The 26,288-nt window shown below is 64.6% G+C and carries 28 protein-coding genes; 16 read left to right on the top strand and 12 right to left on the bottom strand.

The features are described from left to right. Nucleotides 1-92: 92 nt before the first annotated feature. From Q0743_RS33890 to Q0743_RS33870, 5 genes are all read right to left on the bottom strand, one after another. Nucleotides 93-1,475, bottom strand: coding sequence for an aspartate aminotransferase family protein (locus Q0743_RS33890; RefSeq protein ID WP_298245742.1), 1,383 nt, complete (start codon nt 1,473-1,475; stop codon nt 93-95). A 158-nt stretch (nt 1,476-1,633) separates the two neighbouring features. Next, nucleotides 1,634-1,804 (bottom strand): hypothetical protein, encoded by a 171-nt coding sequence (locus Q0743_RS33885; RefSeq protein ID WP_164718707.1) that lies wholly within the window; start codon nt 1,802-1,804, stop codon nt 1,634-1,636. A 30-nt stretch (nt 1,805-1,834) separates the two neighbouring features. Continuing rightward, on the bottom strand, nt 1,835-2,398 hold the full coding sequence (locus Q0743_RS33880; RefSeq protein WP_298245741.1) for an isochorismatase family protein: 564 nt from the start codon (nt 2,396-2,398) through the stop codon (nt 1,835-1,837). 25 nt (nt 2,399-2,423) lie between these two features. Further along, nucleotides 2,424-3,044, bottom strand: coding sequence for a GNAT family N-acetyltransferase (locus tag Q0743_RS33875; protein ID WP_298245740.1), 621 nt, complete (start codon nt 3,042-3,044; stop codon nt 2,424-2,426). Beyond that, nucleotides 3,031-3,648 carry a hypothetical protein gene (locus Q0743_RS33870; protein ID WP_298245739.1) on the bottom strand — a complete coding sequence of 206 codons (618 nt, stop codon included), beginning with the start codon at nt 3,646-3,648 and terminating at the stop codon, nt 3,031-3,033. Before Q0743_RS33870 ends, Q0743_RS33875 begins: the two co-directional genes overlap by 14 nt. A 71-nt stretch (nt 3,649-3,719) precedes the next feature. Here Q0743_RS33870 and Q0743_RS33865 point away from each other — a divergent pair, with 71 nt between their 5' ends. Next, a complete protein-coding gene (locus Q0743_RS33865) occupies nt 3,720-4,760 on the top strand; it encodes a LysR family transcriptional regulator (protein WP_298245738.1) in 1,041 nt (346 codons plus the stop codon). Nucleotides 4,761-4,866: 106 nt separating this feature from the next. Here the strand turns inward: Q0743_RS33865 and Q0743_RS33860 are convergent, their stop codons facing one another. Further along, the gene (locus Q0743_RS33860) at nt 4,867-6,012 is read right to left on the bottom strand and encodes an autotransporter outer membrane beta-barrel domain-containing protein (protein ID WP_298245737.1); all 1,146 of its coding nucleotides are present in this window, start codon (nt 6,010-6,012) and stop codon (nt 4,867-4,869) included. 381 nt (nt 6,013-6,393) lie between these two features. Between Q0743_RS33860 and Q0743_RS33855 the strand changes: the two genes are divergently transcribed. The 4 genes from Q0743_RS33855 (at nt 6,394) to Q0743_RS34335 (ending at nt 7,580) form a co-directional block, all read left to right on the top strand. Continuing rightward, the gene (locus tag Q0743_RS33855; protein WP_008129967.1) at nt 6,394-6,600 is read left to right on the top strand and encodes a cold-shock protein; all 207 of its coding nucleotides are present in this window, start codon (nt 6,394-6,396) and stop codon (nt 6,598-6,600) included. Between the two features lie 144 nt (nt 6,601-6,744). Then, entirely contained in the window at nt 6,745-7,047 is a 303-nt protein-coding gene (locus Q0743_RS33850; RefSeq protein ID WP_298245736.1) for a hypothetical protein, read from the top strand. Further along, nucleotides 7,044-7,460 carry a type II toxin-antitoxin system VapC family toxin gene (locus Q0743_RS33845; protein WP_298245735.1) on the top strand — a complete coding sequence of 139 codons (417 nt, stop codon included), beginning with the start codon at nt 7,044-7,046 and terminating at the stop codon, nt 7,458-7,460. The genes Q0743_RS33850 and Q0743_RS33845 overlap by 4 nt, the downstream gene beginning before the upstream one ends. 6 nt (nt 7,461-7,466) lie before the next feature. Next, complete coding sequence (locus Q0743_RS34335; protein WP_367184968.1) at nt 7,467-7,580, top strand: DUF6678 family protein; 114 nt, start codon at nt 7,467-7,469, stop codon at nt 7,578-7,580. A 12-nt stretch (nt 7,581-7,592) separates the two neighbouring features. Here Q0743_RS34335 and purN read toward each other — a convergent pair whose 3' ends face one another. Together purN and purM are read right to left on the bottom strand one after the other, a co-directional pair. Next, a complete protein-coding gene (purN, locus tag Q0743_RS33840) occupies nt 7,593-8,261 on the bottom strand; it encodes a phosphoribosylglycinamide formyltransferase (protein WP_298245734.1) in 669 nt (222 codons plus the stop codon). Further along, nucleotides 8,261-9,334, bottom strand: coding sequence for a phosphoribosylformylglycinamidine cyclo-ligase (purM, locus tag Q0743_RS33835; protein WP_298245733.1), 1,074 nt, complete (start codon nt 9,332-9,334; stop codon nt 8,261-8,263). Before purM ends, purN begins: the two co-directional genes overlap by 1 nt. A 155-nt stretch (nt 9,335-9,489) precedes the next feature. On the opposite strand from purM, the gene Q0743_RS33830 reads away from it, so the two are divergent. The 7 genes from Q0743_RS33830 (at nt 9,490) to Q0743_RS33800 (ending at nt 19,348) form a co-directional block, all read left to right on the top strand. Then, nucleotides 9,490-10,032, top strand: a complete 543-nt coding sequence (locus Q0743_RS33830; RefSeq protein WP_025035876.1) for a CDP-alcohol phosphatidyltransferase family protein — start codon at nt 9,490-9,492, stop codon at nt 10,030-10,032. A 111-nt stretch (nt 10,033-10,143) separates the two neighbouring features. Next, nucleotides 10,144-10,821 (top strand): DnaA/Hda family protein, encoded by a 678-nt coding sequence (locus tag Q0743_RS33825; protein WP_298245732.1) that lies wholly within the window; start codon nt 10,144-10,146, stop codon nt 10,819-10,821. A 145-nt stretch (nt 10,822-10,966) separates the two neighbouring features. Continuing rightward, on the top strand, nt 10,967-13,159 hold the full coding sequence (locus Q0743_RS33820) for an RNA degradosome polyphosphate kinase (protein ID WP_298245746.1): 2,193 nt from the start codon (nt 10,967-10,969) through the stop codon (nt 13,157-13,159). A 15-nt stretch (nt 13,160-13,174) separates the two neighbouring features. Beyond that, on the top strand, nt 13,175-14,677 hold the full coding sequence (ppx, locus tag Q0743_RS33815; protein WP_298245731.1) for an exopolyphosphatase: 1,503 nt from the start codon (nt 13,175-13,177) through the stop codon (nt 14,675-14,677). 253 nt (nt 14,678-14,930) lie between these two features. Next, entirely contained in the window at nt 14,931-15,965 is a 1,035-nt protein-coding gene (locus Q0743_RS33810; protein WP_298245745.1) for an efflux RND transporter periplasmic adaptor subunit, read from the top strand. Beyond that, nucleotides 15,966-19,040 carry a CusA/CzcA family heavy metal efflux RND transporter gene (locus Q0743_RS33805; protein ID WP_298245730.1) on the top strand — a complete coding sequence of 1,025 codons (3,075 nt, stop codon included), beginning with the start codon at nt 15,966-15,968 and terminating at the stop codon, nt 19,038-19,040. Further along, nucleotides 19,037-19,348, top strand: a complete 312-nt coding sequence (locus Q0743_RS33800) for a DUF3240 family protein (RefSeq protein ID WP_298245729.1) — start codon at nt 19,037-19,039, stop codon at nt 19,346-19,348. Before Q0743_RS33805 ends, Q0743_RS33800 begins: the two co-directional genes overlap by 4 nt. 7 nt (nt 19,349-19,355) lie before the next feature. Here Q0743_RS33800 and Q0743_RS33795 read toward each other — a convergent pair whose 3' ends face one another. Beyond that, nucleotides 19,356-20,216, bottom strand: coding sequence for a TerC family protein (locus Q0743_RS33795; protein ID WP_298245728.1), 861 nt, complete (start codon nt 20,214-20,216; stop codon nt 19,356-19,358). A 42-nt stretch (nt 20,217-20,258) separates the two neighbouring features. After that, entirely contained in the window at nt 20,259-20,681 is a 423-nt protein-coding gene (gene ndk, locus Q0743_RS33790; protein WP_018317541.1) for a nucleoside-diphosphate kinase, read from the bottom strand. Nucleotides 20,682-20,993: 312 nt separating this feature from the next. Between ndk and Q0743_RS33785 the strand changes: the two genes are divergently transcribed. The 4 genes from Q0743_RS33785 (at nt 20,994) to Q0743_RS33770 (ending at nt 25,022) form a co-directional block, all read left to right on the top strand. After that, a complete protein-coding gene (locus Q0743_RS33785) occupies nt 20,994-21,245 on the top strand; it encodes a sulfur globule protein precursor (RefSeq protein WP_298245727.1) in 252 nt (83 codons plus the stop codon). 228 nt (nt 21,246-21,473) lie between these two features. Then, on the top strand, nt 21,474-21,647 hold the full coding sequence (locus tag Q0743_RS33780; protein ID WP_174719102.1) for a hypothetical protein: 174 nt from the start codon (nt 21,474-21,476) through the stop codon (nt 21,645-21,647). Between the two features lie 42 nt (nt 21,648-21,689). Beyond that, entirely contained in the window at nt 21,690-23,549 is a 1,860-nt protein-coding gene (locus Q0743_RS33775; RefSeq protein WP_298245726.1) for an ABC-F family ATP-binding cassette domain-containing protein, read from the top strand. 657 nt (nt 23,550-24,206) lie between these two features. After that, on the top strand, nt 24,207-25,022 hold the full coding sequence (locus Q0743_RS33770; RefSeq protein WP_298245725.1) for a hypothetical protein: 816 nt from the start codon (nt 24,207-24,209) through the stop codon (nt 25,020-25,022). 133 nt (nt 25,023-25,155) lie between these two features. Here Q0743_RS33770 and Q0743_RS33765 read toward each other — a convergent pair whose 3' ends face one another. Further along, nucleotides 25,156-25,641 (bottom strand): hypothetical protein, encoded by a 486-nt coding sequence (locus tag Q0743_RS33765; protein WP_298245744.1) that lies wholly within the window; start codon nt 25,639-25,641, stop codon nt 25,156-25,158. Between the two features lie 191 nt (nt 25,642-25,832). Beyond that, nucleotides 25,833-26,285 (bottom strand): DNA polymerase III subunit chi, encoded by a 453-nt coding sequence (locus tag Q0743_RS33760; RefSeq protein WP_142253003.1) that lies wholly within the window; start codon nt 26,283-26,285, stop codon nt 25,833-25,835. Nucleotides 26,286-26,288 lie beyond the last annotated feature (3 nt).

Raw genomic sequence — 26,288 nt, 5'->3', positions numbered from 1 at the left:
TGCAGATGAAAACGTCCGCGAAACCCGAAAGCTTCACAAGCTCTCAGGGTGACGGATCAGGACGATCGCCAGACGAAACGCGTGCCGTGCCCTTACGCCGGCGTCAGCTTGGCCACTTCCGCCTTCATGTCGTTCAGCACGCCCGTGATCGCCGCGACCAGCTCGTCGATCTGCGCCTTGGTCGTGATCAGCGGCGGGCAGATGGCGATGGCGTCCAGCATGTTGCGCGAGATCACGCCGCGTTCCTGCAGCATGCGGCTGGCCATGCCGCCGACGGCGCCGGGCGTGCTCGCGGCGGTCTTGCGGCCCTTGTCGAGCACGAGCTCGATCGCCGCGATCATGCCGACGCCACGGACCTCGCCGACCAGCGGATGACTGGTGAGCTCGCGCAAGCGGCCCTGCATGTAGCCGCCGAGCTCGGCGGCATGCGCAACCAGGCCGCGCTCCTCGATGATCTTGAGGTTCTCCAGCGCAACCGCCGAACCGACGGGATGACCGCCCGCGGTGAAGCCGTGGCCGAGCACGCCGATCTTGTTGCTCTCGTCCGCGATCGGCTCGAACATGCGGTCGTTCATGATGATCGCCGAGAACGGGAAATAGCTCGACGTGATCTGCTTGGAGACCACGAGCACGTCGGGCTTGATGCCGTAGGTCTCGCAGCCGAACATCTTGCCGGTGCGGCCGAAGCCGCAGATCACCTCGTCGGCGACCAGGAGAATGTCGTACTTCTTCAGCACCGCCTGGATCTTGTCCCAATAGGTCGCCGGCGGCACGATGACGCCGCCTGCCCCCATCACCGGCTCGCCGAAGAACGCCGCGATCGTATCCGGCCCCTCCTTCTGGATCAGCGCGTCGAGCTCCTCCGCCCGGCGCGTCGCAAAGGCCTCCTCGCTCTCGCCGGGGGCGCCGTCCTTGTAGAAATGCGGCGAGCCCGTGTGCAGGATGTTCGGCAGCGGCAGGTCGAACGAGCGGTGGTTGTTCGGCAGGCCTGTGAGGCTGGCGGAGGCGATGGTGACGCCGTGATAGGCGCGCATCCGACTGATCACCTTCTTGCGCTGCGGCTGGCCGAGCGCGTTGGAGCGATAGGCGATCAGCTTCAGCACGGTGTCGTTGGCTTCCGAGCCGGAATTGGTGAAGAACACCTTGCTCATCGGCACAGGCGCGAGCGCGACCAGCTTCTCGGCGAGGTCGATCGAGGGCCCATGCGATTTGGCAGAAAACGTGTGATAGAACGGCAGCGCCTGCATCTGCTTGTGCGCGGCCTCGACCAGCCGCTTCTCGTTGAAGCCGAGCCCGACGCTCCACAAGCCCGCCATCGCCTCGAAATAGCGCTTGCCCGACGCGTCAAAGACGTAAGGACCTTCGCCGCGTTCGATCACCAGAGGACCGGCCTGCTGATGCGTGCGTGCGTTGGTGTAGGGATGGAGCTGATAGGCCACATCCCGGGCTTCTTGCGAATTGGGCAGCATGGACATTGCTTGAGATCCTTGAAAGCGTCACGTCGCAGGCAGAGCCCGCGTCATCACTCGATGATCAAGCTCCTTGGCTATTGCGACAGCGCGAAGCTTGCAACGCCAATTCGTCGGCAGCAAGCGCTCAGCAGCGTTGCACAAAGCCGCATATCGGGCAGCGTCTACGCCGCGTCATCGTCATGCCCGTCGTCGGCACCGGCAGCGGCTTCCCTCACCTCCACCAGCGCCATCGAGAGCAGATAGACCGTCGTCGGCAGACCGAGCCTGCGCGCCTTCTCGGCGGCATGCGACAGGTCGCTCGCCAGCTCCTTGAGCTCGTCTCCCCGTGACAATCTCGCACCCCATCCGCCGGTTGCGGCGGCCTACACCGCAACGGCGCCGCTGGTTCTGATCAGTTCGGCGCTGGGGAGGATTGTAGCAAAATTCGCAACGACATTCACTACCGCAAGCTTATAGGCGGCGGCATCGCCTGCGCCGGGTTGCCGGCAGGCCACGGCGTCGGCGACCACCTGGTAGCGATGGCTGCGGTGAAACCCGTCGACCGCGGTGGCCAGAATGGTCTCGTCGAGGGAAAAGCCGATCAGAACACAGCGCACAGCGCGGATATTGGACATGTAGTCCACAAACCGCGACGAGCTGTAGGCGGACGGCAGCGGGTGCTCGAACGTCATCTCGCCCGGCCGCGGCCTGGCCTCCGCGACCCAATCGGTCAGCCTCGATGCCGGATTGAACCAGGCGGCCTGCGCGATGCGCTTCAGATGCATCACCGGCCACAGATTGCCGCGCCACAGCGTCAGCAGTTCCAGGCAGCGTGCGGTGGCGCCGTCGCCATCGAGGATGACGTGGCGACGCCCGGGCGTCAGATATTCGACCTGCAGATCCGCGCAGATCAGGATCGGCGGATCGTCGTGTATGGAAGCCAGCATTGTCTTGCGCCGAGCTGCACCAATTTCAGCTGCCGGCGAGTGCGAGGTCCCGCAGCGGCGAGGTCACCGCCCGCCCCGCCGAGGCGTCGAGCACGCCCGGCCGATCCCAATCGCCCTCGGGCCGGATGATCACATAGGGATCGCTGTCCAGCGTGATCGCGTCCGGACCCGGCTCGATCTCCAGCAGCATTTCCGTGTAGGAAAAATCCGAGAAGGTGATCTTGCGGTTGTGGCCGAGCGGCTTGGCGCCAAAATGGGCCCAGAAATCGACCAGCCGATCCTGCGCCTGCCCGTAGATCTTGCGGAATCCCTTGCGCTTCACGTAATCGACGCTCGCCTGCACCAGCTTGAACGAAACGCGCGAGCGCCGGTACTGGTGCCGCACCGCGAGCCGCTCCACCTTGGCGAAATCGCCGAAGAAGCGCACCCGCAGGCAGCCTGCAGGCTCGTTGCCGACGAAGCCGATGAAGTGCGCGGCGACCATGTCGTTGCCGTCGAACTCCTCTTCGAACGGGCAATCCTGCTCGGCGAGATACACCGCGGACCGAATGGCCGTGACCAGCATGAGATCGCTGGGATCGCGCGCCAGACGAACGGTGATGGCGCGGGAACTGGGCTTGGCGAGGGGAATCCTAGTACCGTGCATCTGCAAAACTCCTTGCTTGGATGATGGCGCCCGGCATGTGCATCGGTTGCCGATGCCAGGGCCGCTCGTAGCACCAGAGGTCGGGCTGGAAGCTTGGGACCGGCACGAAGCCGGTCGCCTTCATGATGTCGCGTCCGGCCACCGTTGACGGCTGCGCATAGCAATCGGCGCCGCGAAATCTTAGCTGTCGCAGATGCGCCGCAGCCTTGCCGAGACCGGCGATCCCGCGCCCCGTGGCGGCAATCGCCCAGATGTAGATCGCCGCGACGTCGTCCTTCGCGGAAGCGAGATAGTGCGTCTCGGGCGCAGTGAGGCAGATCTCGTCGAGCAGCAGCGCATCGTGCCCGCGGTCATTGAGAAACAGGAAGGCCATGCCGCCGACCAGATCGCCCTTCCGGCTGAACGTCAGGATGCTCTGCGGATCGAACGCGAAATATCGCGCAAGCTCCGCGGCCCCGATCCGCACGCCCGGCACCAGCCGGTGCGCCATCTCTGCCAGCGCAGCAATTTCGGAAAATTGCGCGCAACGGACTTCGACATCCGGGCTCAGCGGCAAGGCATCGAAATCATGCCTTGCGGCAAACGAGCCCCTTTCCATACCCATATCACGCCTCTATCGTTCGAGGCTTTCGTGCCCCGCTATGTCGACGAGCTTAGCGGCTGGGGATCAGGAGTATGCAGCAGTTATTGCACCGGGGTGCTGCGATGACGCAGCACCGTGAAGAAGCCCTGGATGCGTCCTGGGATGATTTGAAGCTATTTTTAGCGTGCGCGAAATATAAAAGTTTCCGCAATGCCGCCGAGGAGCTCGGGCTCACCTCGACCACCCTGATGCGCCGCATCGACCGGCTCGAGGAGAGCATCGGCTGCAAGCTGTTCCTGCGCGACCAGAGCGGACTCACGCTCAGCGATGAAGGCACCGCGATGATCGCGGACGTTGCGCATATGGAGCGTCATGCCTTCAACGTCTTCCGCCGCGCCTCGCGATCGTCGAACGACACCTCGGGCACGGTGCGCGTCGCGGTGACGGAGGGCCCCGGCAATTTCTGGATCCTGCCGCGGCTGATCGACTTCCAGAAGACCTACCGCAGGATCACCGTCGATCTGCGCTGCGCGATGGAGCAGGCCGACGTCGCGCGGCTTGAATCGGACATCGCGATCCAGCTCGAGCCGCCGACCAATCCCGACCTGATCGTCGCCAAGCTCGGCCGCCTCCACATCTATCCCTTCGTCTCCAAGGAGTACGAAAGCCTCTACGGTGTGCCGGCGTCGCTGGCCGAGCTGAAGAACCACCGCATCATCAAGCAGAGCGCGCCGCAGGTCGACGACGGCGCCTATGCGCGCGTGCTCGGACTGAAGTCGCTCGAGGGCATCGTCGGGATCAAGACCAATTCGTCGGTCGGCGCGCTCTATGCGGTGGAGCGCGGCGCCGGCATCGGCTTCCTGCCGACGGTCTCGATCGCGCTCGGCGCGCCGCTGATCGCCGTGGATCTCGGCGTCAGCCACCATGCCGATCTCTGGCTCACCTATCACAAGGAGTTCCGCGCCTCCGAACGCCACAAGATCGTGGTCGACTGGCTGAAGAAGATCTTCGATCCCAAGACCTATCCCTGCTTCCGCGACGAGTTCATCCATCCGAACGCACTGGTGCCGATGATGACGGCGGCGCGAGAGGGTTTTGGACTGACGGGATATGTCGCGGCGACGCCGACTTGAGAGGCCAAAGCGCTTTCTGGCGAAGTGGACACCGCCGCGCCTGAAGAAAACGCGTCCGAACAGGAATCCAGAGCCCCGCTCCGACCGCATCGGGCGCTCGTTCAACTCACCATTTGTATTCGAAGCCGACCGTGCCCTGGTGCGAGGTCAGCTCGTTGCGGAACTTGCCGTCGTAGTTGACGTAGAGCCGCGCCACGTTGGTCAGGCTGAGCGAAGCCGAGGCGCCGGCATCCATGCCGTAACGGCTCTCGCCGATGCCGGGGACCACGATGTTCTGGGCGCCGAGGCTGACCTGAACCGATCCCAGGTCCTGGTGGAAGTTGTCGACGAACTTGCCATAGGCCGACAGGTCCAGGATCTTCTGGTCGATGATGAAGTAGCGACCGATCTCGGCCCCGATCATGATGCGGGCACGCGAGAGCGCCGTCGAGCCGACATTGAGCGGATCGAGCCCACCGGTCTCCTGGAACGCCGCGCTGGTGGCGCGGACATATTCCAGCGCGCCCTTGGGCACGATGCGCATCTGGTCCTTGGTCCAGTAATAGCTGATCTCGGTCAGCGCACCGTCGACCGCGGCGTGATAGCCCGCGGTCGCAAGGCCGAGGCCGGTGTCGCGGCTCGACCGGACCTTGCCGAAACCATGCACGACGGCGAAGGCCCAGGTCCAGGGGCCCTTGTCGACCGAGCCGTTGAAGCCGATCTGCGTCAGATCGAGCGTTGCCGACTGGAGTGCAAGCGGCACGTCGACGTCGGTGTGGCTCTGGTCGACGGAGAAGCCGAGATTGACGCCTGGGGCCACGCGCGCACCGAAGCCGGCAACGCCGCCCACCGTCTTGCGCCGGTCGCCGACGAAGTCCCCTTGCGGGTCGGTGCGGACCGAGATGCCGTAGCCCTCGAACCAGGTCCGGTAGCGCGGATCTTCCGTGCTCGCGGAGGCGCCGCCGCCGCCGGGATTGGTGCGGAACGTCCGGTTGATACCGTTCGATGCCTGGTTGCCGAGCCGCTCCAGGAAGTTCGAGCCGAGGTCGAGTGCGCTGTTGCCGACCGAGCGGTCGTAGGTGATGGACGTCGGCACAGGCGTCGGTGATGGCGTGGGCGACGCTGCCGGTGTCGGGGTCTGGGCGAAGCCGGGCGTCGCGGCCGCCATCGTCAGGACGAGCACCAGCGCGACCGTGATCGACGCCGCGATCCCGCGAACGCGGTCGAGCCCGATCACCTGCCGTGTCCCGGAGTGCTGCGAGGTGCAGCGCATGACGATTGATCCCGAAGCAAAGGGCGACACGCAAAAATACAACACGAACGCGCCGCAGCCTGCGGCGATTTGTGCTGAACTGCCACGGAGCGTCAATCGGTTGGAGCGCTGAGACAGGGGTGATTGCCCTCGATTGTGGTTCCACGGCCACAGGTCGCAAATTGATAGAGGAACGCGCCCGGCTCGGTCTTGAAATTTACGCGCAGCTTGCTAACGGGCGATTTTCATGTTGCAATATTGGCCACAATCGGAATTGGCCGCTCGGCTGTGCGTTTCGCGACATTGAGCCTCAAGACTCGAACAGACTTCGGAAGCCCGTTTGTGGCGTGGCACGCGAAAAAGCGGCCGCGTCTTTTTTATATCTAGTGGAGGAGACTAGCGATGCCGCAAAAGGGCACCGTCAAATGGTTCAACCCGACCAAGGGCTATGGGTTCATCAAGCCGAACGGCAGCGACAAGGACGTGTTCGTCCACATCTCCGCCGTCGAGCGTGCCGGACTCTCCACCCTCAACGAGAACCAGGTGGTTGAATACGACCTCGTGGAGAACCGCGGCAAATCATCCGCGGAGAACCTCAAGGTCTCCTGATTTCTCTCAAGTCGATACGCGAGAGATCATGACGTTGCCCCCGGCTTTGCCGGGGGATTTTGTTTGGGGGGCGCCGATTCCTCGCGATTTGCCTCGACGTTGATTTCCGGTTATATTTCCGGAAATCAACGTCGAGGCGAAGCCATGGCAACCAAGTCGCAGCGAAAGGCAACACGCACACATCGGCGCCGCGCCGCAGCGCGTGGTCTGGTGCGCGTCGAAGTCCAAGCCGCGAAGAACGACGCGAGCCTCATCCGTGCATTGGCCGAAACCCTGCGCGACAGACCGGAGCGAGCGGCGGCTATCCGATCAACGCTCGCTAACGCCCTCCTCGATCCCGACGTCAAGACGGCCTTCGACGTCTTCGGATCCGATCTTCCCGATGAGGCCTTCGACGGCGTATTTGATCAGACGCGACGTGATGGCTGGCGCGAGGTCGATTTGTGAGATTTCTCCTCGACAGCAACGTCATTTCCGAAATCCGAAAACGCGAGCGCGCCGACCCGAACGTCGTTCGTTGGGTTGAGCAAACCCCGGCGGAGCATATCGGAACCAGTGTGTTGGTTCTGGCCGAAATTCGTCGAGGCATCGAATTGAAAAGGCGAAGTGACCCGCTCCAGGCGAAGTCTCTCGACCGATGGTTTTCGCACATGCGAATCCGCCTGGCCGATCGGGTTCTCCCCATCGATGAGACCATCGCCGAGACCTGGGCCCTCCTTGGAATTCCCAATCCGCTGCCGCTTGTTGACAGTCTGCTCGCCGCCACCGCCAAGGTCCAGGGCCTGACACTGGTGACGCGCAACACCGCTGACATTAGATCGACCGGCGTAGCTCTGCTCGATCCGTTTGCCACGCCATGAGCGAAGATGAATCAGCGATCGAAATATTTCTCTGTCGCCAATGACACCAAGTGGCGCGAACTGCGGGACGCCATGCTCAATCTTGCTGCACCCGATCGACCCCGATTTTACATCGAGTAAGGCTGAGCTGCCTTAGCGCACCACCGGCGCAACCAGGAAATTCTCCGACGGCCCGCTTCCGTCCGTCTTGCACACATCGCCCTCGATCCGCACCTTGCCGGTAGCGAGCAGCCGCAGCGCTTCGGGATAGATGCGGTGCTCGACTTCGAGGATGCGCTCCGAGAGCGTGTCGCCCGTGTCGTGATCGCTGACGGGAACCGCGCCCTGCATCACGATCGGACCGGCATCGGTCTCGGGGATGACGAAATGCACCGTCGCACCGGACAGCTTGACGCCGGCGCGCAAGGCCTGGCCATGCGGGTCGAGGCCGGGGAAAGACGGCAGCAGCGAAGGATGGATATTCAGCATCCGCCCGTACCAGGCCATGGTGAACTCGGCCGTGAACAGGCGCATGAAGCCGCCGAGACAGATCAGCTCGATGCCGTGCTCGTCGAGCGCCGCCTGCAGCAGCTTTTCGAAGCCGGCGCGGTCCTTGCCGAACGGCTTGCTTTCGATCACCAGCGTTTTCACGCCAGCCGCCCCGGCCCGTTCCAGGCCGGGCGCATCGGCCTTGTTCGAGATGACGAGCGAGATCTCCGCCGGGAAATCCGGCGCGCTGGCGGCCTTGATCAGCGCGGCCATGTTGGAGCCGCGGCCGGAGATCAGGATGGCCACGCGGCGCTTCGTCACAGCGCCAGTCATCACAGTGCCATGTCGAGATGGCCGTTATAGACGACGCGGTGCTCGCCCTCGGCCGGGATCACGGTGCCGAGCTGCGCCACGGTCTCGCCGGCATCGGTGAAGACCTGCACGACCTGCTCGACCTTGTCGGGCTCGACGATCGCGATCATGCCGATGCCGCAGTTGAAGGTCCTGAGCATCTCGAGCTCGGCGATGCCGGCCTGCGCCGCCAGCCATTTGAACACCGGCAGCACCGGCAGGCGCGCCAGGTCGATGCCGACGCCGAGGTTCTTCGGCAGCACGCGCGGAATGTTGTCGGTGAAGCCGCCGCCGGTGATGTGGGCAAGGCCCTTCACCGCACCGGTCTCGCGGATCGCGCGCAGGCAGGATTTGACGTAGAGCTTGGTCGGCGTCAGCAGCGCGCCGCCCAGCGTCATCACCGGCGCGAACGGCGCCGGCGCCTCGAAGCCGAGGCCGGATTGTTCGACGATCTTGCGCACCAGCGAGAAGCCGTTGGAATGCACGCCCGACGAGGCAAGGCCGATCACGGCGTCACCCGCGGCGATATCCCTGCGCGGCAACAGCGTACCGCGCTCGGCGGCGCCGACGGCAAAGCCGCCGAGGTCGTAATCGCCGTCCTTGTACAGGCCGGGCATCTCGGCGGTTTCGCCTCCGATCAGGGCGCAGCCGGATTCGCGGCAGCCTTCCGCAACGCCCGCAACGATCGAGGCCGTGGCCTCGGGGTCGAGCTTGCCACAGGCGAAATAGTCCAGGAAGAACAGCGGTTCGGCGCCCTGCACCACGAGGTCGTTGACGCTCATGGCGACGAGGTCGATGCCGATCCCGCCGTGCAGCCCGGTTTCGATCGCGATCTTGACCTTGGTGCCGACCCCGTCGGTCGCGGCCACCAGGACAGGATCCTTGAAGCCCGCCGCCTTGAGGTCGAACAGGCCGCCGAAGCCGCCGATCTCGGCGTCGGCGCCGGGCCGCGCGGTGGCGCGCACCATCGGCTTGATCAGATCGACCAGGCGGTTGCCCGCGTCGATATCGACGCCTGAATCGGCGTAAGTGAGGCCGTTTTTGCGGTCGGTCATGCCCGATTTCCAGTGGGTTTGCGGCTGGTTACGTTGAATTCCGGGGACGCGCAATGGCTCGCATGGCGCTCCTCCCTATACTATGTAGATATCAACCGGTTCAGCCTCCCGAGGGGCCGGATTCGAGGTCAGACCGGGTGCCGGGAAGCGCTTTCGTGAGTATTCCGAACATCATTACCCTGGGCCGCATCATGCTGGTCCCGATCATCGTCTGGGCCATCGTGTCGAGCCAAATGGAGGTCGCGTTCGCCGTCTTCCTGATCGCCGGTATCAGCGACGCCGTGGACGGCTTCCTGGCCAAGCGCTTCAACATGACGAGCGAGCTGGGCGCCCTGCTCGACCCCCTCGCGGACAAGGCGCTGCTGGTCTCGATCTACATGGCGCTCGGCATCTGGGGCGCGATCCCGCGCTGGATCGTGATCCTGGTGGTGTCGCGCGACATCATGATCGTCGCCGCCGTGATCGTGTCCTGGCTGTTCGACCGGCCCGTCGAGATGAAGCCGTCGAAAGTGTCCAAGCTCAACACGGTGGCACAGGTGGCGTTCGCGGCCCTGGTGCTGGCGGCGCTTGCGTTCGGCTTCAAGCCGGCCCCTTATGATATCATCCTGATGGGCCTCGTCACGGTCTTCACGCTCTCCTCGGTGTCGCTCTATCTCGTCGAGTGGCTGCGGCACATGAGTACGATCGAGGCCAAGTAGCGCGAGCGAGGCCAAATGAGCCGGATGTGGCCCTGCAAAAGGCCAACTCTCGCTCGATGAGGTCGGAATTCTCTTCAAACAGGCCGGCACGCCGGCTGGAGCAAGATTAGCGTGGCAGGCCGCGTCCATCCCCGACAATTGGCGTTTTCGCTTCCGCATGCGGAAAGCCTCAGCCGGGACAATTTCCTCGAAGGCCCCGCCAACGCGGCCGGTCTTGGCCTGATCGACAGCTGGCCGGAATGGCCGAACCGGATCATGTGGCTGGCGGGCCCGGAAGGCAGCGGCAAGAGCCATCTCGCCGCGATCTGGGCTGAGATCTCGGGCGCCCGCTCGACCGCGGCCAACGCCCTGACCGCAGCGGCCGTTCCGGGCGCGCTGGCCACCGGTGCGCTGGTGGTCGAGGATCTCAAGGCGGGGGACTTTGACGAACGCGCCCTCTTCCACCTGATGAACCTCGCCCGCGAGGACGGGGCCTACGTCCTGTTCACGGGACGCCAGGTCCCGGCCGCGCTGGAGATCGAGCTTCGCGACCTGCGCTCGCGCCTGCGCGCCTTGCCCGTGGTCACGCTGCTGCCCCCCGACGACCAGCTGTTCCGCGGGCTGATCATCAAATTCTGCGCCGACCGCCAGCTCGCCGTGGACGAGAGCGTGGTCGGCTACCTCGCTACCCGCCTGGAGCGGTCGTCCGCCGCCGCCCGCCAGGCCGTGGAACTGCTCGACAGCGAAGCCCTCAGGCTCGGCCGCCCCGTCACGAGGGCGCTCGCCGCCGAGCTGCTCCGGGACGCCTGAACCCAGCAAGCATGCGCGAAGTCCGCTTGACGCCGCGAAGCGGCGGAACATCAATGTCATCGAAACGTCATCGCTCTAACACATGCTCCCGCAGGTTTTGCGCATAGATCGCAAAGTGAGGCGAGACAGGATGGACCGACTTCTGATGGACTCTGCGCAAGCTGTTGAAATTAAAGAAAAAGCTCCGGAAACCGAGGGTCTGCCGGCAATCGCGTCGAGCCCCGAACGATTCATCAACCGCGAGCTGTCCTGGCTGCATTTCAACCGCCGCGTCCTGGAGGAATCGGTCAATCCCAGCCACCCCATGCTGGAGCGGGTGCGATTCCTGTCGATTTCGGCGAACAACCTCGACGAATTCTTCATGGTCCGCGTCGCCGGCATCAAGGCCCAGGTGCGCGAGGGCATCGCCGAACGCAGCCCCGACGGCTTGACCCCGTCAGAACAACTCGCGCTGATCAACCGCACCGTGTCCGAGCTTGCTTCCGACCAGCAGGCGATCTGGCGCGACCTGCGCGGCACGCTGGCCGATGTCGGCATCGTGCTGGTCGACGGCAAGGACGTCACCAAGGCGGAGCGGACCTGGATCGAGGACTACTTCCTCAACAACGTGTTCCCGCTGCTGACACCGCTGGCGATCGACCCGGCCCACCCCTTCCCGTTCATCCCGAGCCTCGGCTTCACCATTGCACTCCAGCTCACGCGCGCCGCCGACGGCAGGCAGATGAACGCGCTGATCCGCATGCCCGGCAAGATCGACCGCTTCATCCGCCTGCCCGCCGACGGCAAGATCGTTCGGCTGATCTCGCTGGAACAGGCGACCTCCCTGTTCATCAACCGCCTGTTCCCCGGCTACAATCTGCACGGCCAGGGCGCCTTCCGGATCATCCGCGACTCCGAGCTCGAAATCGAGGAAGAGGCGGAAGACCTCGTCCGCCTGTTCGAGACGGCGCTCAAGCGCCGCCGCCGCGGGTCGGTGATCCGGCTCGAGATCGACGCCAAGATGCCGGAGGAGCTGCGCAGCTTCGTGCAGCACGCGCTTTCGGCCGCCGATGACGAGGTGTTCCTGGTCGATGGCGTGCAGGCGATGAACGAGCTCTCGCAGCTCACCCGCCTCGACCGGCCCGACCTCGAATTCACCCCTTACGTGCCGCGCCATCCCGAGCGCGTCCGCGAGCACGGCGGCGACATCTTCGCCGCGATCCGGCAGAAGGACCTTGTGGTCCATCACCCCTATGAATCCTTCGACGTCGTGGTGCAGTTCCTGCAGCAGGCCGCGCGCGACCCCGATGTCGTTGCGATCAAGCAGACGCTCTACCGCACCTCCAACAACTCGCCGATCGTGCGTACGCTCGCCGAAGCTGCCGAAGCCGGCAAATCCGTCACGGCGCTGATCGAGCTGAAGGCGCGCTTCGACGAAGAGGCCAACATCCGCTGGGCGCGCGATCTCGAGCGCGCCGGCGTGCAGGTCGTCTACGGCTTCCTCGAGCTGAAGACGCACGCCAAGCTCTCGATGGTGGTGCGCCGCGAGGGCGGCAGCCTCACCACCTATGTTCACACCGGCACCGGCAACTATCATCCGGTCACCGCGCGCATCTACACCGACCTCTCCTACTTCACCTCCGACCCGACCATCGGCCGCGACGCCGCGCGGGTGTTCAACTTCATCACCGGCTACGCCGCACCGAGCGATCTGGAAAAGATGGCGGTGTCGCCGCTGACCCTGCGCAAGCGCATCATCGAGCACATCCAGGGCGAGACCGCGCATGCGCGGCACGGCCGGCACGGCGCGGTCTGGATGAAGATGAACGCGCTTGTCGATCCCGACATCATCGACGCGCTCTATGAGGCCTCCCAGGCCGGCGTGCAGGTCGAGCTCGTGGTGCGCGGTATCTGCTGCCTCCGTCCGGGAATTCCCGGACTGTCGGAGAACATCCGCGTCAAGTCGATCATCGGGCGCTTCCTGGAACACGGGCGAATCTACTGCTTCGGCATGGGCCAGGGCCTGCCGAGCGCCAAGGCGGCTGTGTATATCTCCTCCGCCGACATGATGCCGCGCAACCTCGACCGCCGCGTCGAGGTGCTCTGTCCGTTGCAAAATCCCACGGTGCATCAGCAGGTTCTCGAACAGATCATGGTTGCGAACCTGAAGGACAATGAGCAGAGCTGGCAATTGTTGCCGGACGGGTCCTCAACGCGTATGAAGACCGCGAAGGGCGAGGAGCCTTTCAACGTGCACAACTACTTCATGACAAATCCGAGTCTGTCTGGCCGTGGAAAGTCGCTCAAGGAATCCTCGCCGCGTCGTCTCACGCGCCGGAACGAACGCCATCAATCCTGATCAGGGATTTTCGACGTGAAGCGGCCGCGCAAGCGCGGCTCGAGCGTCGCGGTCATCGACATCGGTTCCAACTCCGTCCGTCTCGTGGTCTACGAGGGACTGACGCGGAGCCTCATTCCGATCTTCAACGAGAAGACGCTGTGCGGGCTCGGACGCGAGGTGCAGAGCACGGGCCTGCTCGCCCCTGACGCCGTCGACAAGGCGCTGACCTCGCTCAAGCGCTTTCGCGCATTGTGCCGGGTGATGCAGGTCGGGCGCGTGTTCGCGATCGCGACCGCGGCCTGCCGCGATGCCTCCAACGGCCCCGATTTCATCGCCAAGGCCGAGCGCATCTGCGCCGTGAAGATCGAGATCCTCTCGGGCCCGCGCGAGGCGCGGCTGTCGGCGCTCGGCGTGATCTCCGGCATCCACCACCCCAACGGCATCGTCGGTGACCTCGGCGGCGGCTCGCTCGAATTGATCGACGTACGCAGGAACAGCGTGCGCAGCGGCGTGACGCTGCCGCTCGGCGGTCTCGCGCTGCAGGACCTCGCGCACAAATCGCTCAAGCGCGCCGACCGCATCGTGCGCGAGGAGCTCGACGAGGTACCGCAGCTCACCGCGGGCCGGAGCCGCACCTTCTACGCGGTCGGCGGCACCTGGCGCGCGCTGGCCCGCATCCACATCATCCAGAGCGGCTATTCGCTCCAGGTGATGCACGGCTATTCGCTGTCCGCGGCTGAGGCGCTCGACTTTTCCCGCAGGCTGAGGCGCCTCGCGGCTGCCGACATGCTCGCCGACATCGAGAGCGTCGCGGACGCGCGCCGCCCGCTCCTCACCTATGCGGCCTTGGTGCTCGAGCACATCATCCGGGTGGCGAAGCCGAAGACCATCGTGTTCTCGACCTTCGGCGTGCGCGAGGGCCTGCTGCACGAGAAGCTGACGGAGGCGGAACGCAGCAAGGACGGCCTGATCTGCGCCGCGGAAGAGCTCAACCAGCTGCTGTCACGTTCGGCCAAGCACGCCCACGAGCTGATCGCCTGGACCGACCGCCTGGCGCGCGTGGTCAAGCTGCGTGAGACCGAGGAAGACCGCCGCCTGCGCCACACCGCGTGCCTGTTGTCCGACATCGGCTGGCGCGTGCATCCCGATCATCGCGGCGAGCAGACGCTGAGCCTCGTCGTCAACGGCAATTTCGGTGCGATCACCCACACCGAGCGCGCCTTCGTCGGCCTGTCGGTGTTCTACCGCTATGCGGGACTCTCCGAGGAAAACCAGCCGCCGACCACCATGCAGGAGCTGCTGACGCCGGCGCAGCTCGAACGCGCGCGCCTGCTCGGTGCCGCCTTCCGTGTCGCACATCTCATCTCGGCGGCGCGCCCGGGCGTGCTGCCCGCAACGCATTTCCGAAGCCAGGGCCGCAAGCTGATGCTGGTGTTCGAGCATCGCCTCGTCGACCTCGTCGCCGACCGCGTCGGCAGCCGCTTCAAGCAGCTCGCCCGCCTGATCGGCCGCGCCGGCTCGATCGTGCGGCGCTGACGCTGCAAATGCGAATCCATTGCAGATAGGCGACATCGCCCTTCGCCGCCGATCATGAAACATTCTCCATGCACGGCGCCGGTTGATGCACATCAACCCGCCGGCGGCGTGGCGGATTAGCGTGCAGCCACGTTGATCCGGACTCCCATTCGCCATGCAGCTCCACCCAGGGATTTGCCGTTCGCTCCGCGCCCGGAAAGCTGTTGGCGTGGTCCTTCTTGCGCTCGCATTCAGCCTGCCTTCTTCCGCGTCGATGGCACAGGATGAGGTGAAGCTGAGCGATGCGCAGGCGCGCAATCTCGGCGTCCGCGTCACACATCCGATTCCGAGCCGAACCGATCTGACGCTGCCCTATCCCGTCCAGATCGTGATTCCCACGCAGCAATTGTGGGTGGTCAGCGCGCCCGTGGCCGGCATGGTCGCCAATCTCCTGGTCGGGCGCGGCGACCGCGTCACGGCCGGTCAGCCGCTGGTCAAATTGGAGAGCCCAAGCTTCGTCTCGCAGCAACGCGACTATCTGCACGCGATCGCGCAGGAGCACCTCGCCAGCCAGCAGCTCAATCGCAACGTCGATCTGTTCGAGGGCAAGGCCGTGCCGCAGCGCGTGCTGGAGGCCAGCCAGGCCGAAGCGCGCCAGGCCGCTCTCGTCGTCGCCGAACGGCGCCAGATGCTGCGCCTGAGCGGGATGTCCGACGAGGCCATCTTGCGGCTGACCCAGGAAGCGGCGATCAGCGCAACGCTCACCGTCAACGCGCCGCAAACCGCATCCGTGGTCGATCTTGCGGTGTCGCCAGGACAGCGGCTCGAACAATCCGCGCCGCTCGTCAAGCTGGCGCGACTGTCGCCGCTCTGGGCCGAAATCGCAGTGCCGGCCGCCAATATCCGAGCGATCCGCACTGGCGCGAAGATCGAGATCGAGGGCTATGCCACCCCCGGCAAGGTCGTGCTGGTCTCCGAGACCATCGACCCCGCCACCCAGACCATTCTGGTGCGCGCGGAAGTCCCCAACGACGGCGAGTTGCATCCCGGCCAAACCACCGCGGCGCGCATCGGATTTCTCTCCGCCGGCGAAAGCGCGTTCGAGATTCCCTATAGCGGCCTGATCCGGCGCGGGGAGCAGACGTCAGTCTTCGTCGCCATCGACGGCGGCTTCCGCCTCGTCCCGGTGAAGCTGCTCGCGGAAGATCAGGACCACGTCGTCGTGTCGGGCCCCATCACGGACCGGGACGCGATCGCGATCGGCGGCATCTCGGCGCTTCGCGGCATTCTCTCTGGACTGGGGCAGTAAATGCTCCGCCGCCTGGTTGCGTTCGCATTGTCGCAGCGATTGTTCGTGATGCTGGGCGTGCTGCTGGTGATCGGCGCCGGCGCCGTCCTCCTGCCCGGCCTGCCGATCGACGCCTTTCCCGACGTCTCGCCGGTCCAGGTGAAGATCATCATGAAGGCGCCGGGCCTCACCCCGGAAGAGGTCGAGCAGCGCATCACCGTCCCGGTCGAGCTCGAGCTGCTGGGATTGCCAAACAAGAAAGTGCTTCGCTCCACCACGAAATATGCGCTGGCCGACATCACCGTCGATTTCGAGGACGGCACCGACATCTACTGGGCGCGCAACCAGGTTTCGGAGCGACTGTCGAACATCTCGCGCGATTTCCCGGAAGGCGTGACCGGTGGACTTGCGCCGATCACGAGCCCCCTCGGCGAGATGTTCATGTTCACGATCGACAGCCCGGAGCTTTCGCTCGCCGAACGCCGCACCCTGCTCGATTGGGTGATCCGCCCTGCCTTGCGGACGGTGCCCGGCGTTGCCGATGTCAACGCGCTCGGCGGCTATGTCCGTGCCTTCGAGATCGTGCCGCGCAACGATGCGCTGGCCGCGCGCGGCATATCCTACGAGCTGTTTCGCCGGGCCATCGAAGCCAACAGCCGCAACGACGGCGCCGGACGGGTGAACCAGGGTGAGGACAGCGCGCTGGTTCGGATCGAAGGCAGCATCCGATCGGTCGAGGACATCAAGGCCATCGTCGTCGACACCCGCGAAGGCGTGCCGATCCTGGTCAACGACGTCGCGAGCGTCAAGATCGGCACGCTGACGCGTTATGGCGCCGTCACCGCGGACGGCCGCGGCGAAACCGTCGAGGGCCTCGTCCTCGGCCTGCGCGGCGCCAATGCGGGTCAGCTCATCCGCGACGTCCGCACCCGCCTCGACGAGTTGCAAGGCGCGCTGCCCAAGAGCGTGTCGATCAACGTGTTCTATGACCGCAGCCGCCTGGTCAACCGCGCCGTCGGCACCGTGGTGCGGGCACTTGCCGAGGCGACCGCCCTCGTCATCGTCCTGCTGCTGCTGTTCCTCGGCAACTGGCGGGCCTCGCTGGTGATCGCCCTCAGCCTGCCGCTCGCCATCGTGATCGCATTGATCATCATGCGCCTCGTCGGGATGTCGGCCAATCTGATGAGCCTCGGCGGGCTTGCGATCGCGATCGGCATGCTGATCGACGCGCTGGTCGTCGTGGTCGAGAACATCGTCGGCAATCTCGGCAAGCACACCGCTGGCAAGGGGGCCCCGCTGATCCATTTGGTCTACCGCTCGGTCTGCGAGATCCTGGAGCCGGTCGCCTCGGGCGTGCTCATCATCATCATCGTGTTCATCCCCCTGCTGACGTTGCAGGGGCTCGAGGGCAAGCTGTTCATCCCGGTCGCGCTGGCCATCATTTTCGCGCTGGCCGGTTCGCTGCTGCTGGCGCTCACCGTGATCCCGGTCGCGACCTCCTATGTGCTGAAGTCCGCCTCGCATCGCGATCCCCTGCTGGTGCGCGCGGCCCAGCGGATCTACGCGCCGGCATTGGACTGGGCCTTGCGGAACGAGCGCAAGGTAATGGCTGCAGCGCTGATCGCCCTGGTCGCGGCAGGCTTTGCCTACACCAAGCTCGGCAAGACCTTCATGCCGACGATGGATGAAGGCGACGTCATCGTCAGCGTGGAGACGCTTCCCTCCGTCAATCTCGACGAGTCGCTGGCGATAAATGCAAGGCTGCAGAGCGCACTTCTGGCCGTGCCTGACATCGCCGGCATCGTCGCCCGGACCGGATCGGACGAGCTCGGCCTCGACCCCATGGGCCCGAACCAGAGCGACACGTTCCTGGTGCTCAAGCCCGCCGCCGAGCGCGCGACCGACAATCGCGAGGCCCTGCTGCAGAAGCTTCGCGAGGTCTTGACCGGCTTCCCCGGCATCTCGCTCAGCTTCACCCAGCCCATCGACATGCGCGTGCAGGAGATGATCAGCGGCGTGCGCGGCGACGTCGCCGTCAAGATCTTCGGCCCCGACATCGCCAGGCTAAACGAGACCGCGGCAAAGCTGTCGGCCATCCTGTCCAGCATCGACGGCGCCGAGGACGTCTACACCACGCTGAACGAAGGCGCCCAATATTACACAGTTGCCGTCAATCGCATGGAGGCCGGCCGCCTCGGCCTCACCGTGGATTCCATCGTCAACTCGCTGCGCACCCAGATCGAGGGCCGGACCATCGGCACCGCGCTCGAGGAAGGGCGCCGCACGCCGATCCTCGTCCGCGGCAGCGAGACGACGCGGGAGGCGCCGACGCTGCTGGCGAGCCTGCCGCTGACGCTGGCGTCCGGGCGGCATGTCGCGCTGTCGCAGGTCGCCCGCATCCAGCGCGTCGACGGCCCGGTCAAGATCGACCGCGAGGACGGCGCCCGCATGAGCGTGGTGCGCGCCAACGTGCGCGGCCGCGACATGGTCGGCTTCGTCGAAGCGGCCCGCCAGAAGGTGGCGAGCGAGCTGCCGCTTCCGAACGGCTACCGGCTGACCTGGGGCGGGCAGTTCGAGAACCAGCAGCGCGCCGCCGCGCGCCTGTCGATCGTGGTCCCCGTCGCGATCGGCCTGATCTTCGTGCTGCTCTTCACCACGTTCGGGGCCATCCGCCAGGCCCTGCTGGTGCTCGTCAACATTCCCTTTGCCCTGATCGGCGGCGTGTTCGCGCTGGTGGTGACGGGCGAGTATCTGTCGGTGCCGGCCTCGGTCGGATTCATCGCGCTGCTCGGCATCGCCGTGCTCAACGGCGTCGTGCTGGTGTCCTACTTCAATCAGCTCCGCGCCCACGGCCTGCCCGAGGATCGCATCGTCGTCGATGGCGCCATGCGCAGGCTTCGGCCGGTGCTGATGACCGCGAGCATCACGGCGCTCGGCCTGATCCCGCTGCTGTTCGCCACTGGCCCGGGATCCGAGGTGCAGCGACCGCTCGCCGTCGTCGTGATCGGAGGACTCTTGTCCTCCACCCTGCTCACCCTGATTCTCCTGCCGATCCTGTATCGGCGCTATGGCGGGGCAACGAAGGTGGCGAAATGATCGAGCAGCCCGTCTGTCTCACCCTGATCGTGCCACATCAGCTCCGCGACGAGGTGTTCGATCATCTCGCCGAGCAAAGCGACCTGGTTGCGGGGTTCACGGCCGCGCAGGGCTCAGGGCACGGCGCCGAGGTCCGATTGCTGACGGCCGCCGAACGCGTCAAGGGCCATGCCGACCAGACCATCGTGCAGGTGGTGCTGGCGAGCAACGATGCCAGCCGCCTGCTCGAGCGCCTGCGCCTTGCATTCGCTGGAACGAAGCTCGTCTACTGGATCATGCCGGTGACGGAACTCGGCACGATCGACTAGGCCAACCCTACTCTGCCGAGGCCCCGGCGTGGCGCTCGGACGATTCCAGGGCCGCGGCGGTCAGCTTGCGGCGACGCCAGATGGAGCCGACCACGAGCACGACGACGACGCCGAGCGCGGCGCAGAAATATTCGCCGCCGGCCCCGCCATGGCCGAATTGCGGCGGGATGCGCAGGGCGCCGAGCATGCCGTCGAGCGAGGCGCCGAACGGGCCATCGAACAGCGTGTGCAGCTTCGGCGCGACGCCGGGATCGGTCGAGATCACCTCGCCCGCGATCCAGCCGAGCAGCGCAGCACCAGCCCAGACCAGCACCGGCAGCTTTTCGAGCAGCGCCATGATCAGCGCCGCACCGGCGACGATCAGCGGCACGCTGATCGCAAGGCCGAGGACCAGGAGCGGCGCACTGCCATTGGCCGCGGCAGCCACCGCGATGACGTTGTCGAGCGACATGACGATGTCCGCGACCACGACGATCTGCACCGCCTGCCACAGATGCGAGGCAGCATCGACGTCGTCCTCGTCCTCGTGTTCCGGCACCAGGAGCTTGGCCGCGATCACGATCAGGGCGAGACCGCCGACCAGCTTGAGATACGGCAGCTCCATCAGGGTTGCGACGATGCCGGTGAAGATGATCCGCAGCATCACCGCCGCGCCGGCACCGAAGATCATGCCCCACAGCCGGTGTCGCGGCGAGAGGCCGCGGCACGCGAGCGCGATCACCAGCGCGTTGTCGCCGGAGAGCAGGATGTTGATCCAGATGATCTTGCCGACCGCGATCCAGAAAGTCGGCGCAGCCATCTCATTGCGAAACTGGGTGAAGAATGCCCCGATCGTCGCGGGATCGAAGAGCTGCCAGAGCCAGTCCACAATCAGTCCTTTCGCCCTCGTCTTTCGCTTACGGCTGGTTGATCAGCCGACGATCTCGTTGCCCGAGAAGAACTGCGCGATCTCGATCGCGGCCGTCTCCGGCGCATCCGAGCCGTGCGCGGAGTTTTCGCCGATCGACTTTGCGTAGAGCTTGCGGATGGTGCCGTCGGCAGCCTTGGACGGATCGGTCGCACCCATCGCGTCGCGATACTTGGCGATGGCGTTCTCGGCTTCCAGCACCTGGACGACGACCGGACCGGAGGTCATGAACTCGACGAGCTCGCCGAAGAACGGCCGCGCCTTGTGGACGGCATAGAAGGTCTCGGCCTGTTCCTTGGTCATGCGGATACGCTTCTGCGCGACGATGCGCAGGCCCGCTTTTTCGATCACGGCATTGACGGCGCCGGTCAGGTTACGCGCGGTCGCGTCGGGCTTGATGATCGAGAAAGTGCGTTCGATGGCCATAATCTTGTCCTTGGGAAGAAAACCGGGGTTGTCGGGTTGCGGGGCTTATATCGGCGCCTTTGCCATCCGGCAAGCGACCGCCGGGATGATGCCACAGGCGCTTCGCCGCAGGACCGGGAGCTGAGATTTCAGCTTGGGTTACGACAATTTCACCCAGATGAACCCAATCTGAAGGCTCCATTCAGGCTTTGGTTCGGCCTGCCGGCCTATGCTCATTCCATCGAAACCGAAGCCTGAGCATGAGGCGGACCGTTTCGGCGGCCTTTCCATCGACGCGGATCCCCCCGCGCCGGCAGTTTTGAGGAGATCACCATGTTGAGGAAACTTTCGCTTGCCGCTGTCGCTGCGGTTGCGCTCGGAGCCGCGCTGGCGCCGACCTCGGCCTCCGCTCACTGGCATGGCGGCGGCCCGGGCTGGCATGGCGGTGGCTGGCACGGCGGTTACCGCTGGGGCGGTCCGCGTTTCTATGCCCCCGTCTCCTACGGTTATGGCGGCTGCTATATGCGCCGGCTGGTCCCGACCCCCTGGGGACCCCGCTGGCGGCTGATCAACCGCTGCTACTGAGCCCGACAGCACCTTCCTGAAAACCAAGGGGTACCTGCGCCCCCCTCAGGTACCTTCCAAGAGGAGCCCCGGCGATCCCCCCGCCGGGGCTTCGCATTTTGGGCGGACATGACGCGATTCATGCAATTTTGACGAGAATGCCGGGGATCCCCCGGGAATCGCGAAACCATTTGGGGGGCCAATGACTTGGTACCGTGTCGAACCCATGAGAACACGGAACCCAACGCGATGGCTGGCCTTTCTGCCAATGACAGCGAACAGATCGACCGGCGGACCAGCCGATCGATCTGCGATGCCGTGGGCGAACGGCTCCAGCAGAGCCTTCGTCCTGAACCCCGGCTCCCGACCCATCTCGAGCAGCTCCTCAACGAGCTGGAGCGGCGCGACCGCGAGCCCCATTAAGTTGCGGCTTGCGTTTGACCTCGGCTGCGGTGACAAGGCCGCATGCTTGTCATCAACGACCTCTCCATCCGGCTCGCCGGACGCCTTCTGATTGACCAGAGTTCCGTGCAGATCACGCCGGGATCGCGCGTCGGTCTGGTCGGGCGCAACGGCACCGGCAAGTCGACACTGTTCAAGGTGATCCGCGGGGAACTCGCGGCCGAGCACGGCTCGGTGACCTTGCCGCCGCGCTGGAGCATCGGCAGCCTCGCCCAGGAGGCCCCGAACGGACCCGAAAGCTTGATCTCCGTCGTGCTCAAGGCCGATCTCGAGCGCGATGCCCTGCTCACCGAAGCCGAAAGCGCGACCGATCCGCACCGGATCGCCGAGATCCAGACCCGCCTCGTCGACATCGACGCGCATTCGGCGCCGAGCCGCGCCGCCGCGATCCTGTCCGGCCTCGGCTTCTCCGCCGCCGACCAGCTCCGCCCCTGCGCCGAATTCTCCGGCGGCTGGCGCATGCGCGTCGCGCTCGCCGCCACGCTGTTCGCGGCCCCCGACCTCTTGCTGCTCGACGAGCCCACCAATTATCTCGACCTCGAAGGCACGCTGTGGCTGGAGGATCACCTCGCGCATTATCCGCGCACGGTGATCGTGATCAGCCACGACCGCGATCTGCTCGAAAGCTCGGTCGACCAGATCCTGCATCTGGAGCGCGGCAGGCTCACGCTCTACAAGGGCACGTATTCGTCGTTCGAGGAGCAGCGTGCCGCGCGCGAGTTGCTCGATGCCAAGGCCGTCAAGCGCCAAGAGGCCGAACGCGCCCGCCTGCAGGCCTTCGTCGACCGCTTCAAGGCCAAGGCCTCGAAAGCGCGCCAGGCACAATCCCGCGTCAAGATGCTGGAGCGGCTGAAGCCAATCACGGCGCTGGTCACCGAGGACGTGCGCGAGATCACCTTCCCCGCGCCGGAGAAGATCCTGTCGCCGCCGATCATCGCCGTCGACAACGCCTCGGTCGGCTACGATCCGGCGAGCCCGGTGCTCAATCGCGTCACCCTGCGCATCGACAATGACGACCGCATCGCCCTCCTCGGGGCCAACGGCAACGGCAAGTCGACACTTGTAAAATTGCTCGCCGGGCGTCTTGCGCCGTTCTCGGGCAAGGTGACGCGCGCGGACAAGCTGTCGATCGCCTATTTCGCCCAACATCAGCTCGACGAGCTGAACGAGGACGCCTCCGCCTACGATCACGTCCGCAAGCTGATGGGCGATGCGCCCGAAGCCAAGGTCCGCGCCCGCGCCGGCGCGATCGGCTTCTCCGGCAAGGCCGCCGACACCAAGGCCGGCAAGCTCTCGGGCGGCGAGAAAGCACGGCTCCTCCTTGGCCTTGCGACCTTCTTCGGCCCCAACATGATCATCCTGGACGAGCCGACCAACCATCTCGACATCGATAGCCGTGGCGCGCTTGCGGAGGCGATCAACGAGTTTCCCGGCGCGGTGATCATGGTTTCGCACGACCGCTATCTGATCGAGGCCTGCGCGGATCGCCTCTGGGTCGTCGCCGACCGCACCGTCACCAACTACGACGGCGACCTCGACGAATACCGCCGCCTGGTGCTGTCCACGCGCAATGCCGAAGCGCCGCGCGAGCGCAGCGCGCCAGCCGAGAAGCCGCAACGCGCAAGATCGGACAATCGCGGCGGCTTGAAGAAGCGCATCGCCGAAGCCGAAGCCGAGATTGCCCGCGTCAGCGAGATCATCAGCAAGATCGACACGGCCCTCGCTTTGCCCGACATTTTCACGCGCGATCCCAAGCAGGCCGCGCAACTGTCAAAGGCGCGCGCCAATGCGGCCGATGCGCTGGCGCGGGCGGAGGAGCAATGGCTGGAGGCGAGCACGGAGTTCGACGCGGCCACGGGGTAGGTCTAAAATCTGCAAAACAACCCCATGCACAGTACGGGTAACAAATTACCCACACGTAAGTCGCTGAAGAGGAGATTTCTTACGAGCCAACTCGGTCTGCATATTACTCCCCGCCTTGACGACCGGCGCCCAAAAATTCGACCTCGCTCATCGGCACTTGCCGAGCACATTGGAAGCGCGCGGCCATCGCGCCAGGATCTCATTTTCCGTCAACTCATTCACCAATCAGACGACCTCAGCATTCGATCGCAAAGCGCGGTCTTCTCGGCAGGACCAAACTGGTCACGCATTCATCGGCCAATGCGAGGAACGAGCCTTCGAGCGTCCGCTCGCACATACATATTAATCTCGCACCTGCTCTAGGCTTGGCCTGATGAAGCACTTTGTCGTCAATACCCACCGTCTTAGCCGAGATGATGATTTTGCCGTGACGAAGCTTTGGCTCTTTCGAACTTGACTCCCTGTGACAACCTGCAAGAGCATAACCTTCTTTCGTCCTGAAATACTGGAGCTAGTAGTGGATATCGGCATCTTGCAATTCCATGCTCAGGAACAGGCGAAATTCAACGGCGGCGCCAAATGAGCCGATTTCGGAGTTACGAGCTTGTCTTGGGGTGCCTCATTACTGTCGCTGTGTTTGCAATCGGACAAACACTTTTGCAGCAACAATCCTCCCAGCAACGACCTCAAGCAGAACAACAACGAGTGTCCGGCCAAACGCAAAATTCCAACAGTCAAGATTCTCTGCTAACCGGCTCAACATGGCTTACCAAGGACGCCTCCGGATTCTTTGCTTTCGGGCAAGTCATGGTTGGCCTTGGACAGGCCCTGCTGTTCTTCGTGCAACTCCGCTTTATGCGCAAAGGAATGGAGGATGCCACTAATGCTGCAAACGCAGCTAGAGAAGGAGCAACAGCAGCGCGGGATAGCGCTGATGTCTCGAAGCTCGCTTTGATCGCCGGGGAGCGGGCTTATGTCCACTATTCTGGGTGTCGCTTCATATCTCACAGGAGCCGTGTGGACGGTTCTGTGTTCTGGCGCTTGCGCCCGGTTTGGATAAATGCAGGCAAAACGCCCGCTCGCCGAGTCAAGGTTTACTGGAGGTATGAACTACTCGATGGCGCGTTGCCGGACGACTATCCTTTTGTTGTGCCCGAAGATACTTCGGCTCCTGAAGCCATGATCGCGGCCGGCGGCAGAATAGAATCGGCTGGGAGCGATATCGACGGGCAGACGCTCTCAAGTGTCTCTGAGGGACGCAAGCATCTGTACGTGTGGGGTGTCGCAACCTATCGAGATGTGTTTCCAGACACTCCCTTACGGGTAACGAAATTCTGCGTCTTCGCCCACAATCTCACCGGTGATCCAACGATCGAGTGGAATGAGTCCACAAATCCGTTCGACATGCCCCTTGGAACACTAAACAGGAACAACTGCATGGACGACGATTGCGGCATGCCTCAGAATTCTTGACCGCCGATATGACTACGGGTGAGGGTCCCATCGATTGCGCATCGTCAGGCTTGCGCCGCCGGGTCGGCACGGCATCAATATCCTAGGCGACCTCGATTCGTTCGTCGCGTTATGCTTGCTCCGGAAAATCACTCTACGCGTGCTTCTTCTTCGGCTTCACCGCCCTCGGCACCGGCTGCGGCTCGGGATTGCCTTCGATCGAGGACAGGCGGCCCGACGTGAAGGTGTAGATGCCGGCGCGCGGGCCGGTCGCCCAGGTCACGACCGCGACGCGGCGGCCCGCGGCGTCGTTGGAGAGATTGACGTTCGAGGGCGCGCCGATACCGCGCACCACGTCGCATTCGGTATGGCCGAGCGCGACCGTGCCGCCCACCGGTGCGGGCGACGTCGTCGATGCATTGGCATCGGCAGGACCGGGCGGCGGCGCCATGCCGGGACAGGCGCCGTCGGCGCTGACGAGATCCTCAGCTGCGACCGGCTTGTCCGGGGTCAGCGGCGGCGACTCGATCGAGATGTTCTTGATGAAGAGACGGCCGGGCTTCTGGAACCATTCGGCGTCCTTCGACAGCAGATCGGTCCCGCCCGAACAGCCCGCGACCAGCGGTGCTACGGCAACCAACGCAATGATGAGCGAGCCGGGAAGCTTTTGATGTCGCACGATAAACCAAATTCCCTGCGTGAAGGACCAGCCCTAAGCGATTGTCCCAACATCACTTTGCGGCACGAAGGTGACAAAAGCCAGCATCGCCCGAAAAGTGCAAATTATCATTAATTGCCAAGGATGACTGCCAAGGATGACTGCCAAGGACGCTAATTCCGACGTTGCCACCGCCCCCGCTCGTCGGCCTGCCAATAGGTGACATCAAATCCCCGCGCCTTGCAATCCGTCCAGGCGCTGCGGGCGAGCGCGAGCGCGTCCGGATCGTCGCCGTTGAACAGCAGCACCATGCGCGCATAGTCCTGGGCGTCCTGCGGGAGGGCGGCGCTGTCCACGAGAAAGCGGACATGGGCGCCGTTGGGATTGCCCTCCTCGATCGCCAGCACGATCGGCTGATCGGCGGCATCGTTCACGCGCCATGTCGCGTGCGGCAGGAAGGAATCGTCGCGATAGGTCCACAAATGCGCGTCGAGCGCGTCGGCCCGCTCCTCCGAGGTCGACTGCACCACGACGCGCCAGCCGCGCTCGAGCGATTTCTCGAGAAGCGGCGGCAACACGTTCTCCACCGTCATGTTTTGCAGATGGTAGAACAGCACTTCGGTCATCGT

The sequence above is a fragment of the uncultured Bradyrhizobium sp. genome, from assembly GCF_936943645.1.
Lineage (GTDB): Bacteria > Pseudomonadota > Alphaproteobacteria > Rhizobiales > Xanthobacteraceae > Bradyrhizobium.
Note: the sequence above shows the minus strand (reverse complement) of the source record. Positions and strands in the feature narration are given on the sequence as shown.